The sequence below is a fragment of the Deefgea sp. CFH1-16 genome, from assembly GCF_016881365.1.
GTDB lineage: Bacteria > Pseudomonadota > Gammaproteobacteria > Burkholderiales > Chitinibacteraceae > Deefgea.
Genome location: NZ_WLYT01000001.1, coordinates 947,611 through 959,992, shown reverse-complemented (window position 1 = coordinate 959,992; position 12,382 = coordinate 947,611). Strand labels below are relative to the sequence as shown.

Annotated in this window: 14 protein-coding genes and 2 pseudogenes; 13 read left to right on the top strand and 3 right to left on the bottom strand. The window is 50.6% G+C overall.

Going from position 1 to position 12,382, the window contains the following annotated elements; all coding sequences use genetic code 11:
* Nucleotides 1–16 precede the first annotated feature (16 nt).
* A pseudogene (gene uvrB, locus GKO28_RS05125) lies at nucleotides 17–2,038 on the bottom strand (excinuclease ABC subunit UvrB).
* A 375-nt stretch (nucleotides 2,039–2,413) separates the two neighbouring features.
* Between uvrB and GKO28_RS05120 the strand changes: the two are divergent.
* From GKO28_RS05120 to GKO28_RS05065, 13 genes are all read left to right on the top strand, one after another.
* Nucleotides 2,414–2,578 (top strand): hypothetical protein, encoded by a 165-nt coding sequence (locus GKO28_RS05120; protein ID WP_182075568.1) that lies wholly within the window; start codon nucleotides 2,414–2,416, stop codon nucleotides 2,576–2,578.
* 440 nt (nucleotides 2,579–3,018) lie between these two features.
* Nucleotides 3,019–3,336, top strand: coding sequence for a hypothetical protein (locus GKO28_RS05115; protein WP_203563929.1), 318 nt, complete (start codon nucleotides 3,019–3,021; stop codon nucleotides 3,334–3,336).
* The gene (locus GKO28_RS05110) at nucleotides 3,321–3,503 is read left to right on the top strand and encodes a hypothetical protein (RefSeq protein ID WP_182075566.1); all 183 of its coding nucleotides are present in this window, start codon (nucleotides 3,321–3,323) and stop codon (nucleotides 3,501–3,503) included. Before GKO28_RS05115 ends, GKO28_RS05110 begins: the two co-directional genes overlap by 16 nt.
* A gap of 156 nt (nucleotides 3,504–3,659) precedes the next feature.
* Nucleotides 3,660–3,899, top strand: a complete 240-nt coding sequence (locus GKO28_RS05105) for a PepSY domain-containing protein (protein WP_182075565.1) — start codon at nucleotides 3,660–3,662, stop codon at nucleotides 3,897–3,899.
* Between the two features lie 129 nt (nucleotides 3,900–4,028).
* Nucleotides 4,029–4,259 (top strand): response regulator, encoded by a 231-nt coding sequence (locus GKO28_RS19310; RefSeq protein WP_247646384.1) that lies wholly within the window; start codon nucleotides 4,029–4,031, stop codon nucleotides 4,257–4,259.
* A 108-nt stretch (nucleotides 4,260–4,367) separates the two neighbouring features.
* A complete protein-coding gene (locus tag GKO28_RS19305; protein ID WP_247646698.1) occupies nucleotides 4,368–4,709 on the top strand; it encodes a winged helix-turn-helix domain-containing protein in 342 nt (113 codons plus the stop codon).
* On the top strand, nucleotides 4,706–5,038 hold the full coding sequence (locus tag GKO28_RS05095) for a hypothetical protein (RefSeq protein ID WP_182075564.1): 333 nt from the start codon (nucleotides 4,706–4,708) through the stop codon (nucleotides 5,036–5,038). Before GKO28_RS19305 ends, GKO28_RS05095 begins: the two co-directional genes overlap by 4 nt.
* Before the next feature lie 81 nt (nucleotides 5,039–5,119).
* Nucleotides 5,120–6,208, top strand: a complete 1,089-nt coding sequence (locus tag GKO28_RS05090) for a DUF3375 domain-containing protein (RefSeq protein WP_203563928.1) — start codon at nucleotides 5,120–5,122, stop codon at nucleotides 6,206–6,208.
* On the top strand, nucleotides 6,103–6,570 hold the full coding sequence (locus GKO28_RS05085; RefSeq protein ID WP_203563927.1) for a DUF3375 family protein: 468 nt from the start codon (nucleotides 6,103–6,105) through the stop codon (nucleotides 6,568–6,570). The genes GKO28_RS05090 and GKO28_RS05085 overlap by 106 nt, the downstream gene beginning before the upstream one ends.
* 187 nt (nucleotides 6,571–6,757) lie before the next feature.
* Nucleotides 6,758–7,390: a DUF4194 domain-containing protein gene (locus GKO28_RS05080; protein WP_182075563.1), complete on the top strand. Its 633-nt coding sequence runs from the start codon at nucleotides 6,758–6,760 to the stop codon at nucleotides 7,388–7,390.
* Nucleotides 7,383–8,381 carry an ATP-binding protein gene (locus GKO28_RS05075; protein WP_203563926.1) on the top strand — a complete coding sequence of 333 codons (999 nt, stop codon included), beginning with the start codon at nucleotides 7,383–7,385 and terminating at the stop codon, nucleotides 8,379–8,381. The genes GKO28_RS05080 and GKO28_RS05075 overlap by 8 nt, the downstream gene beginning before the upstream one ends.
* A complete protein-coding gene (locus GKO28_RS22165) occupies nucleotides 8,323–10,746 on the top strand; it encodes an ATP-binding protein (RefSeq protein ID WP_203563925.1) in 2,424 nt (807 codons plus the stop codon). The genes GKO28_RS05075 and GKO28_RS22165 overlap by 59 nt, the downstream gene beginning before the upstream one ends.
* A complete protein-coding gene (locus GKO28_RS05065) occupies nucleotides 10,743–11,918 on the top strand; it encodes a DUF3322 domain-containing protein (RefSeq protein ID WP_182075562.1) in 1,176 nt (391 codons plus the stop codon). The genes GKO28_RS22165 and GKO28_RS05065 overlap by 4 nt, the downstream gene beginning before the upstream one ends.
* Before the next feature lie 85 nt (nucleotides 11,919–12,003).
* Here GKO28_RS05065 and GKO28_RS22160 read toward each other — a convergent pair whose 3' ends face one another.
* Nucleotides 12,004–12,174 carry a type II toxin-antitoxin system YafQ family toxin gene (locus GKO28_RS22160; protein WP_307839080.1) on the bottom strand — a complete coding sequence of 57 codons (171 nt, stop codon included), beginning with the start codon at nucleotides 12,172–12,174 and terminating at the stop codon, nucleotides 12,004–12,006.
* Nucleotides 12,149–12,214: pseudogene (locus tag GKO28_RS21145) on the bottom strand (hypothetical protein); the annotation flags it as partial. The gene GKO28_RS22160 and the pseudogene GKO28_RS21145, both read right to left, overlap by 26 nt.
* Nucleotides 12,215–12,382: the final 168 nt, after the last annotated feature.

The following is a 12,382-nucleotide window of genomic DNA, read 5'->3' as shown; positions in this document are numbered from 1 at the left end:
AGTAGAGAGATATACCCTAGTCGTGACCAAAAGCGCGTTCGCGAAGTTGTTTTAGTTCATCACGTAATTGCGCCGCTTTTTCAAATTCCAAATTCTGTGCGGCTTTGAGCATATCTTTTTCTAAGCGTTTGAGCTCTTTTGCCAATTGCTTTTGATCCATTTCGGCCACAATGCGGGTCTTTTTCTCTTCCAATCTGGCTGCGACCGCTTCTTCGGCGTTGTACACCCCCGTCGATAATGTCCTTAATGCGTTTGACTACGCCGCGTGGGGTGATGCCGTGTTCGACGTTGTAGGCAATTTGTTTTTCGCGGCGGCGCTGCGTTTCGCCGATGGCTTTTTCCATGGAATTGGTGATTCGATCACCGTATAAAATCGCTTTACCGTTTAGATTTCGCGCCGCGCGGCCGATGGTTTGAATCAGGCTGCGCTCGCTACGCAAAAAGCCTTCTTTATCGGCATCCAAAATCGCCACTAAAGAGACTTCGGGAATATCTAAACCTTCACGCAATAAGTTAATCCCGATCAGCACGTCAAACACGCCAAGGCGCAGATCCCGCAAGATTTCAACGCGCTCCACGGTATCAATATCTGAGTGTAAATAACGCACTTTAACGCCATGTTCGGATAAATATTCCGTGAGTTGCTCCGACATTTTTTTAGTCAGCGTGGTGACCAATACCCGCTCGCCAATGGCAGTGCGGATATTAATTTCAGACAATAAATCATCAACTTGCGTGCCCACTGGACGCACTTCAATCAGCGGATCGACTAGCCCGGTTGGTCGCACCAGTTGCTCGACCACTTGCCCTTGATGCTCAGCTTCATACGCCGCTGGCGCGTGGCTGAAACAAAAATCGTTTGCGGCATTAAGCGCTCAAATTCTTCAAATTTGAGCGGGCGATTATCCAGCGCGGACGGCATGCGAAAGCCGTAATCAACCAGGTTTTCTTTGCGGGAACGATCGCCCTTATACATCGCGCCAATTTGGCCGATCATCACATGGCTTTCGTCTAAGATCATTAAGCTGTTTTTTGGCAAATAGTCGAGCAAAGTCGGTGGCGCAGAGCCCGCCGGTTTGCCAGAAAAATGCCGTGAGTAATTCTCGATGCCTTTGCAAAAACCCATTTCACCGAGCATTTCTAAATCAAAACGCGTGCGTTGCTCGAGCCGTTGCGCTTCGACTAGTTTGTGTTCTTGGTAATAAAACGCTAAGCGATCACGTAGCTCTTCTTTAATGGTTTCAATCGCCAGCAGCACTTTTTCGCGCGGGGTAACGTAATGGCTTGACGGGAAAATCGTGTAACGCCCCATGCGTTGCTTGACGTGGCCAGTGAGCGGATCAAACAGGCTGATGCGTTCGATTTCATCGTCGAACATGGATACGCGCACCGCTAAATCGGCGCTCTCGGCAGGAAAGATATCAATCACATCGCCACGCACACGGAAATGCCCACGGGCAAATTCAATCTCATTACGGTCGTACTGCATGGTAGTGAGGCGTTTGATGATGTCGCGCTGGCCGATTTTTTCGCCCTCAGACAGATGCAAAATCATCGCGTGATAATCGGATGGATCGCCAATCCCGTAAATCGCTGATACGGTGGCGACGATAATACAATCGGGACGCTCGAGCATTGCCTTGGTGGCTGACAGCCGCATTTGTTCGATATGCTCGTTAATCGCGCTGTCTTTTTCGATAAATAAATCGCGGCTGGGCACATAAGCTTCGGGCTGATAGTAGTCGTAATACGAAACGAAATATTCGACGGCGTTTTCAGGGAAAAACTCGCGCATTTCGGAATACAACTGCGCGGCGAGGGTTTTATTGGGCGCCATAATAATCGCCGGCCGCCCAGTGCGCGCAATTACGTTCGCCATGGTAAAGGTTTTACCTGAGCCCGTTACGCCGAGTAAAGTTTGGTACTTGAGTCCATCGTCCAAGCCTTCGATGAGTTGTTCGATGGCTTTGGGTTGATCCCCTGCAGGCGGGAATGGCTGAAATAACTTATACGGCGAATTGGGGTATTCAACAAACATGGCGAACCTGATATCGAGCAAGACGTTACATTGTGGGCGGATGTGCTGCCGGACTCAAGCCTTGCGCACCGGAAGGTGATTATTGTTTCGCAATGCGCGTTGTTTTGGGCTTGATTGAGCGGCTTAAGGTTTCGCGAACGCCGGCTTTGATTGTCACCCCGTCGCGGTACAGGATGAGCGGATCGAACAGGTGACCAGTTGCGCGACATTATTGGGGCTGATTGTGTAGCGGCCGAGCGCTTTGGAAATCGGCCACGGCAATTCAGGGAAGACCACATAAGCCCGTTCTGAGTAGACCATTCGTTGGCGCGTCACTACGTCAAAGTTGAAAGCATATTCTTTACCCACTTGTGCCAGCGCGGTCAGGATGGTGGTGTGTTGCTGATCGATATCGGGAGGATTTTATTGATGGGTATTTGCTGGTGGCTATTATTTTTTAATGCCTGTGGCTATATACCCTTAGGGCCTGTTGACGTTTGGTTTGCGGATCGCGTTTGTGCTGATTTTGGCCTGAAACAAGGCGAAAGACGCGTGGCATAGTCATTCTATGCAAGCGTTTTTCAACGTAGTGTCAGGCCAAAAGCAGCCAAACCCTAAGGGCTGGGCGCTTTTCGCGGCATCTCTGTGTTATTTCATGCTCGAATAACGGGTTATTGGTCGCATAAAATGCCTTGATCTGCCGCGAAAATCGCGCCAGCGCGACCGAAAACCAAACGTCAACAGACCCTAGTAAATTTGCAATTTAGGTTTGATGCTGTGCCACGATGCTGGGGCTTAAAAAAAACGGTGGCTGATTGTGTTTTTTGCGTCGGTTTTTATTTTTACTGCTTAAGTACATGGTTGTGCCGTAGCCATTTAGCCATCGTTACATACCCAGTCCGCAAAGAATTTTTTTTGTTCAGTATCGATTCAGCTCACTACGCGCATTCTAGCTGGTATTAAAAGTGAATCGCGAAGTGAGGCTGGGCATGCAAAAATCAATGTTAGTTATGTTTCTCATGGCGCTGTTGAGTGGTGCGGCGCAGGCGGATCGAGATTGGGGTGATGATTCGCATAAACGTCATCAGCCCAAGTGGCAGCAACGAGATTCTGCCGTAATTCGCTCGGTACAGCCGCGCTATGAGTCAATCGGCCAACCTCGGCAAGAATGTCGCTCTGAATGGGTGATGGAAATCGTTGCTCAGCCCACAAGCCCGAATTATGGTGGTGCCATTATTGGCGGCGCAGCGGGTGGGCTATGGGTACGCAAGTCGGTAAAGGTCGTGGCCGCAATGTGGCGATTGTGGCGGGGACTTTGATTGGTGCGATGATCGGTGATTATGTGGCAGATCCGTATCGTGGCACCGTGCCAACCAATACCCTGAATCGCGCAGTACAGCGTTGCCATCCGGTGAACGATTATCGTCAGCAAGTGCGGGATTATCTGGTGCGTATGAATACCGTTCGCAAATGTACACTACGATGATGCTGCGTTATCTAGGAGACGTGGGATCGCGTTTGCCGGTGCGGGCGTTGGTTGAATTGGATGATTAGATGCGATTGGATTAGGGTTTGTGATTATCCCCACGCTGCATCGCTGCGCTTGCAGGTACAATTGCTGTTGAGTAAAAAGGAAAAAGCCATGAAAGCGCTATTCAAAGTCTTGTTGTGTACGACATGTTTATTGGTGGGCTCGGCCTATGCCGCAGTGAGCCGCGATGATGCGTCGGCCTTGGCACAAAAGAAAACCAACGGTGGCCGCGTGATGTCGGTGGAGAAATTCGTCGAAGGCGATAAAAACCTTTGGCGGGTAAAAGTATTGACTGGTACTGGCGAAGTGCGCGCGGTGTTTGTGGATGAAGCAACAGGTAAAGTTTACTAATGCCAAAGTTGACCAAGGATGTATTGATTGGTCATCCCTGAGTGATTTTATCGGCGATCCAGCAGAATTACTGGATTCTCGCCTGAGCGGGAATGACGATTCAGCAAGACATCAGTGCAGCCCTAGGCCATGCGCATACTCCTGATCGAAGATGAAACCGCGCTGCGCGAGTCACTGGCGGCTAGCTTAACGGTAGAAGGTTATCGCGTGGACACCGCGGCCGACGGCGAGGACGGACGGTTTCAAGCTTGCGAATATCCGTTTGAGTTGCTGATTGTCGATTTTGGCCTGCCCAAGTTGAACGGTATTCAATTGATTGAGCGCGTGCGCGCGCCACTGGGCATAGGATGCCGATTCTGATTTTGACCGCGCGCTACCCATTGGCAAGAAAAAGTCACCGGTCTAGAAGCGGGCGCCGATGATTATCTGACCAAGCCGTTCGAATATCCAGAACTGGCGGCGCGCGTGATGGCCTTGCTGCGCCGCGCACTGAATGCTTTGCCCAGCGGCCTTGGTTTTGGGGTGTTGCAAATTGATTTTGCGCGCCAACAAGTGCGCAATCCTACTGGGGTGATTGATTTGACGGCATTTGAATACCGCCTATTGGAACACCTGATTTACCAGCGTCCGAATGTGGTGAGTAAATTGGCGCTGGCCGATTATTTATATCCGCACGAAGCCGACCGCGATAGTAATGTGATCGAAGTATTGCTCAGCCGCCTGCGCCGCAAGCTCGATCAAGATAGCGTGGTGCCGAGCATCGAAACGGTGCGTGGACACGGTGATCGCTTTGCATTGGAAGTCATGTGATTCAGCTAAAAAATTTATCGATTCGAAACCGACTACATCTAGGCGCCAGCATTGTTTTGCTGGCGTTTTTCTGTGTGACCGGCTTGGCAGTGCAAGGCATTTACAGTCAACACCTGTGCGACAGTCATTTTGCGCGGTTGCAAAGCGCGGTGTATTTGCTGATCGCGATGACCGAGTTAAATCCGCAAGGCCAACTCGAATTACCCAAGCAATTGGCTGAGCAAGGCATTGGCCTTGCGGTTGTTGCCGATATTGTCGGTGCTTACGGTGGCAAAGTAGAAATTGCTCGCAGCCCTAGTGGCGGCGCGGCAGTGTTGCTTCAGTTCTAATGGGTATCTGTTGCTAGTCTTTTTTAAATAATGCTGGCAGCGGTATACTGCCAGTAACTTGATGCCATTGAGATTGCTGCGATGATGAAACTCGATCATGCCACCTTGGATGCGTTGCGCCGCTCTCATCCGGCGTGGCGTTTATTGGTGGCGAGTAATGCGCCGCTGATTGCCAGTTTTTTGCAGCGGGTGTTTGTGACTCCGAATGTGCGAGTGATTGCACAGGCGGATTTACTCGAAATGTTGGCTGACGAGTTGTATGCGCTGCGCGATCGTTTTGGCGCGGATATATACCCCAAATTACCGCAAGCCTACCTCAATGATTGGGCCGCTAACGATGCTGCTTGGCTGCGTAAATTTTATCCCACAGGCTCGGACGAGCCGCATTTTGATCTGACTCCTGCCACCGAAAAAGCCATTGCTTGGCTGGCCAGCCTGGGGGAACGTAGTTTTGTCGGTACTGAATCACGGCTGCTGACCCTGTTTGATTTGTTAAAACAAATTTGTACTGGGGCCCAGACCGATCCACAAACGCGCTTGGCCGAGCTCTATAAGCAGCGCGCTGCGCTCGATAGTGAAATTGTGCGGATTCAAGGTGGGCATATTCCATTGCTGGACGACACCGCCATTCGTGATCGTTTTCAACAGTTTTCTGGTTTGGCGCGTGAATTGCTAGCCGATTTTCGCGAAGTAGAACATAACTTTCGTGGCTTGGATCGTCGGGTGCGTGAGCGCATTGCGCTGTGGGATGGCAGCAAGGGCGCACTACTGGATGAAATCATGGGCGAGCGTGATTTGATTGCCGATTCAGATCAAGGCAAAAGTTTTCGGGCATTTTGGGATTTGATGATGTCGCAATCGCGACAAGACGAGCTGACTCAAATGCTCGATATCGTTTTGCAGCTCCCACCGGTGAGTGCACTCAAGCCCGATATTCGCACTCGACGTGTGCATTATGATTGGTTGGAAGCGGGAGAGCATACACAGCGCACCGTCGCGCTCTTGTCGCAGCAATTGCGGCGTTTTTTCTGGATGATCAAGCGTATTTGGAAAATCGCCGAATTATGGAAATTTTACAAGGGATCGAGCGCCATGCACTCGGTGTGCGTGACTGCGCGCCGGTCGGGGAATTTACCAGCGTGGCACAGTCGGCGGCGGCGATTGATTTGACGATGGAGCGAACGCTGTACACGCCAAAAATCAAAACAGTACTCAGTTCGGCCGAATTAGAGTTGGGCGATGCAGGGATGGACGATACATCGGTGCTATTTGGACAATTTGTGATCGACAAAGCGCGATTGACCCGCAATGTGCGGCATGCGCTGCAATCGGTTAGCCAGATTACACTGAGCAACTTACTCAGTAGCTACCCTTTAGAGCAGGGTTTGGCCGAATTGATCGGCTATTTGCAGCTGGCGGGGGAACAGCCTAAAACCATCGTCGATGATACGATCAATGACACGCTGATTTGGGCTACGCCCGATGGTCTCCACAAACAAGCTAAGTTGCCGCGCGTGATTTTTGTTCGCTAAGGCTAAAGCAAAAGCTTTGGCTTAAGGCCATCTGGTCTTGCCTTTTGGTTGTACTCATGTACGGCTTGGACGCCTTGCCATAAAAATTTGCACCAGTACTTAATTGGTATTTACTTGTAGCCATTATTTATAAATAGCTGCACTGATATACCCACCCACGAATTAGCCTCGGCAGATGAGAGAATTTATGTTAGAAACAGCAGCAGAAGCCGTTACCCAACCACGCGATAATGCCTTGTCGGTGGTGTTAATCGGGCTGTTAAAAGGCGTAGTATACCTAGAAAATGACGCGGTGCTGTGGGCGTCTTTGCTGGATTTACGCGCTAGCGTGCGAGATTACGTGGCCGTGCTGGGCTTGTCGCTGGTGCTAGATGAAGCCGAAGGCTACGCATTTTTGCGCGCACACGCAGGGAGCGAGGATGAGACTAGCCATGCTTTGCCGCGCTTGGTGGCCCGCCGACCTTTATCGTTTCCGGTGAGTTTGCTGTTGGTATTGTTGCGTAAAAAAATGCTGGAATTTGATGCGCTAGGAGGTGATACGCGCTTGGTGTTATCGCGCGATGAGATCGTGGAATTAATTCGGGTGTTTTTGCCCGTAGGTAGTCACGACACGCGTTTGATTGACCAAGTGGAGTCGCATTTGAAACGCGTGATCGAGCTGGGATTTGTTCGGGTTTTAAAGGGCGACACGCCAATGTATGAAGTGCGGCGGATCTTAAAAGCGTTTATCGACGCGCAGTGGCTGACCGAGTTTGCCGAAAAGCTAGCCGCGTATCGCGAGCATGTACAGCTTGACGTCGGAGACAATACCGATGAGTGATTTGCATAATGACGGTTTTGATTTTACCGGCGACGATGCTTTGTCGGGCTTTCGTTTAAAACGCATCGAAGTCTATAACTGGGGCACGTTTACTGAGCAAGTCTGGAGTATGCAGCTTGATGGGCAAAATGCGCTGCTGACCGGGGATATTGGCTCGGGAAAATCGACCTTGGTTGATGCGGTGACCACCTTGCTGGTGCCTGCGCATCGAGTGGCGTACAACAAAGCCGCTGGCGCAGATGCTAAAGAGCGCTCTTTGCGCTCGTATGTACTGGGGCATTATAAATCTGAGCGCAGCGACTCGGGTGTCGCCAAGGCCGTGGCGCTGCGCGATGCCAATAGTTATTCGGTGATTTTGGGCGAATTTTACAATGCCGGGTACGATCAAACGGTGACTTTAGCGCAGGTTTTCTGGCTAAAAGACACACAAAGCCAGCCCGCTCGCTTTTTTGTGGTGGCGGAACAGTCGCTGAGTATTGCGCAAGATTTTGCCAATTTTGGCACCGATATGAGCCAGTTGCGTAAGCGTTTACGCCGCACGGGAGTCGAGCTATTTGATAGCTTTCCAGCGTATGGTGCGCATTTTAGGCGGCGCTTTGGCATTGAACATGAGCAAGCGCTGGAGTTATTTCATCAAACCGTATCATTGAAATCGGTTGGCAATCTCACCGATTTTATTCGCAGCCATATGCTAGAGCCTTTCGACGTCGCGCCACGGATTGCGGCCTTGATTACGCATTTTGACGATCTAAATCGGGCGCACGAGGCCGTATTGAAAACCAAGCGACAAGTGGCATTGCTCACGCCGATGATGATCGATTGTGATCGTTTTGCGGGGCTAAATATTGAAATTACCGATTTGCGCGCTTGCCGTGAAGCGCTGAAAGCTTTTTTTGCCATGAAAAAAAGCCGATTTGCTCACGCAGCGACTCGTGGTGCTAGCGCAGGATTTGGAACGGCAACAGCAACAAATTATCAAGTTACTCGATAAAAAAGAGTCGCAATTATTGCAACAGCGCGAACTGGGCGAGCAGATTGCGCAAAATGGCGGTGACCGGATTGCTCGTCTTGGCATTGAAATCACGCAGCAAGAACAGCTAAAAAACACACGGTTAAAATGCTTCGAGCGCTACAGTGAACTTTTGCAAAAACTAGCGCAGCCCGCGCCTGAAACGCTAGCGATGTTTGTCGCGCAGCAGCAAGTGCTGCTCACGGCACGCGCTCAGGTTGAGCAGCGCGAAGATGAAATCTTGCACGCTTTAGGCGAAAAAAATTATGCCTTTACAGCTTTACGGCGTGAACACACCGAGCTTTCGGCTGAAGTTAGCAGTCTGAAATCGCGGCGCAGTAATATTGATATGCAGCAAATTGAGCTACGTATGCGCTTGTGTGCTGCTTTAGATTTGGCTGAGAGCGATATACCCTTTGCGGGTGAATTGATTCAGGTGCGAGATAATGAGAAAGACTGGCAAGGCGCGATTGAGCGGGTGCTGCATGGTTTTGCACTATCGCTGATTGTGCCTGAGCAACATTATACCAAGGTCGTAGAGTGGGTTGAGCAGACGCACTTGCGCGGGCGCTTGGTGTATTTTCGTGCGCGGAGTAGCTCCAGCAGGGAGATGCCGTTATTGCATCCCGATTCGCTGGTGAAAAAATTGGCGCTCAAGCCTGATTCACCGCTGTATGACTGGCTGGAGCGTGAAGTGGCGCATCGGTTTGATTTGGCCTGCTGCGCCAGTCCCGAGCAATTTCGGCGTGAAAGCCGCGCCTTAAGCCGTGCTGGGCAAATTAAATCGGCAGGCGAACGGCATGAAAAAGATGATCGCAGTCGCATTGATGATCAAAGGCGTTATGTATTGGGCTGGAGTAATAGCGCCAAAATTGCCGCTTTAGCCATTGAGCTACGGCGCGTGGAGCAGCAATTGGCTGAGCAAGGCGCTCACATGGCGAGCTTGCAAACCGAGCAAAAAACGCTGCGTGAGCAGCTCGATACGCTCAGCAAATTGGTGGAGTACGATGATTTTTATGCTTTTGACTGGCGCGCGCCCGCCGCGCAGATTGCTACTTTGGCGACGGAGTTAGCCGAGCTAGAAGCGGCATCGGATGTATTGCGCTATTTGAATGAACGCTTAGTTATGCTCAATCAGGATATGAAAGAGACCGAGGCGGCGTTGTCTACCAAGCATCAATTATTCGGCGGGATTGAGGTCAAAATCAGCAATGCAAGCGCCGCATTGCAAAGCGTGAACCTGATTTTAGCTGCGGATGACTATCAAGGGTATACGATTCAGTTCGATAAGATACAAGAGCTACGTGACAATACCCCTGCTAGTTCTTTGACGGTGGAGTCCTCCGACGGGCGAGAATCTGAGCTGCGTTCGGTGTTGCAGACTTCGATTGATAGCAAAAGTGGTAATGCCAGTACGCTGGCAGGCAAAATTGTGCGCGCGATGAGCGAGTATAAATTAGCTTATCCACTCGACACGCAAGAGGTCGACGCGAGTGTGGCGGCCGCTACTGAATACGCTCAAATGTTGGCGCAACTCAATAGCGATGATTTGCCACGTTTTGAAGCGCGATTCAAACAGCTACTCAATGAAAACACCATTCGGGAAGTGGCCAATTTTCAATCGCGACTGGCGCAAGAACGCGAAACCATTAAAGAGCGCATTACGCTGATTAATCAGTCGCTGACGCAGATTAATTACAATCCTGGCCGTTATATTGTGCTGGAGGCGCAGCTCACTGGCGATGCAGAAGTACGCGAGTTTCAAACTCAACTGCGCGAATGCACTGAAGGCGCGTTAACGGGCTCGGAGGATGAGCAATATTCTGAACGCAAATTCATTCAGGTGAGTGCGATTATCCAACGTTTTCGCGGGCGGGATGGCTTAAGCGAGTTGGATAAGCGCTGGACTGCCAAAGTGAGCGATGTGCGGCAATGGTTTGGCTTTTCGGCCAGCGAGCGCTGGCGCGAAGATGATAGCGAGCATGAGCATTATTCTGATTCGGGTGGTAAATCGGGCGGGCAAAAAGAGAAACTCGCCTACACCATCTTGGCCGCGAGTTTGGCGTATCAATTTGGCTTGGAATGGGGCGCGGTGCGTTCGAAATCATTCCGTTTTGTGGTGATTGATGAAGCTTTTGGCCGAGGTTCGGATGATTCGGCGCGCTATGGATTACACCTATTTAAGCAGCTTAATTTGCAACTATTGATTGTGACACCATTGCAAAAAATTCATATCATCGAGCCCTTTGTCGCTTGCGTTGGCTTTGTGCACAACCACGAAGGCCGCGCTTCGCGCTTACGAAATTTAAGCATTACGCAGTATCAGCAAGAGAAGCAACAGCAATGAGTTGGACCAGTGAGAAAGAAATTAAAGCGCAATTGCAAAAGCGTTGGGACAAAGGTGAGCTATTGGCTAGCCTGCTGGACGATGCGCCATTGTTTCCGCTGCGAATTGCGCTAAAAGGCCCAAGCAGCAGTGAGCTGGCGAACCAGTTTGGCGCGGTGCAAGATTGGATTATTGCTTTGCAGCAGTCACGCCATTTTCGACTGGAAATGCGCGAGATTGCGCACCGAATCATTGGCAATAATGTATTGCCGCAGGCGGTTTGGCTGGATGATTTAGCGGCGGCCTTGGCTTTGATTGGCAAAACCCGCGAAGCGATACGTTATCAGGCTTTATTGGCGCAAGTGCCTGCGCATTTGTCTGTTGTACTGTTGCCGTGGTTGCAAAAACGCAGTTTGAAATTGCTGGATTTAGGGGCCGATTGGTCGCTATTGCTGGCGGTGGTGCAATGGCTGCAAGCGCATCCGCGCCCCGGTATTTATTTGCGGCAGATTGATTTGCCCGGTGTGCATAGCAAATTGATCGAAGCGCATCGCGGTGTGCTGCTTGAATTACTTGATCTAGCGCTGCCCAGTACAGATATTAATGACGCAGCTCGAGGTGTGAGTGGATTTTGCCAGCGTTATGGTTTTTTGGATAAGCCGCTGCGGGTGCGTTTTCGCTGGGCTGATTTGGGATTGGGTGGGACCGATGTGACGCTGACTCAGGCTGATTTTGCGCAATTGAATGCCGCTGTTGAGCGGGTGTTAATCACTGAAAATGAAATCAATTTTTTAAGTTTGCCGCTACCCGCACGTAGCATGGTCATATTCGGTGCGGGTTATGGTTTTGAAATGCTGGCAGGCGCCGATTGGCTGCACGACAAGCCAATACACTACTGGGGCGATATTGATACGCACGGTTTTGCGATTCTTGATCAATTGCGCGCGGTGTTTCCGCTGGCGAAATCACTGCTGATGGACCAAGCGACCTTGCTGGCGCATCAGGCGTTGTGGGGCGTTGAGTTGACGCCCGTGTTGCGCGAATTGCCGCGTTTGAATCCAGCAGAAACTGCTGTTTATCAGCGCCTTTGTGCTAGCCATCAAAGTGGTGCGCTGGTAAAACAGATTCGTTTGGAGCAGGAAAGAGTGGGTTTTGCTTGGGTGACCGACTATTTAACTCTGCTGGGTGAGTAATTGCGTATTGCGTGGCGTACTGGCTGGTCAGCGCTTGGTACGCGATGGTAGTCATTAAATCGGTCGCAGCAGTTGCACTAGACCCTTATTTGAATAATTCGCTATGCGTTCCGGTTCTTACAAAGTAAACGCTGCTGTCTAGTGTCTGATAAATCAACAGAAAATCGCCGCCAATATGCAATATGACATTCTCGATAGCTCGCCCAATCCACTTTGAGTGGGTGGTCGAGGGATGCGGCAGGTAGTGGCTCGTCATTGGCGATCAGTAGCAGCATGGCCTTTTTCAATTCGCCCATATTAATGCACTATCCACGCGGGTATGAATCATTTTAGTTGCAGATTTCATGGCCTATCCTTTTCAAGGAGTGGATTTTAAGCGCAATTATGGGTCTCATATGAGACCTATGTAGACCTGCTTTTTTCACGCCGGCAAAAAATACCCGCCATTGCTGGCGGGGTAAAAA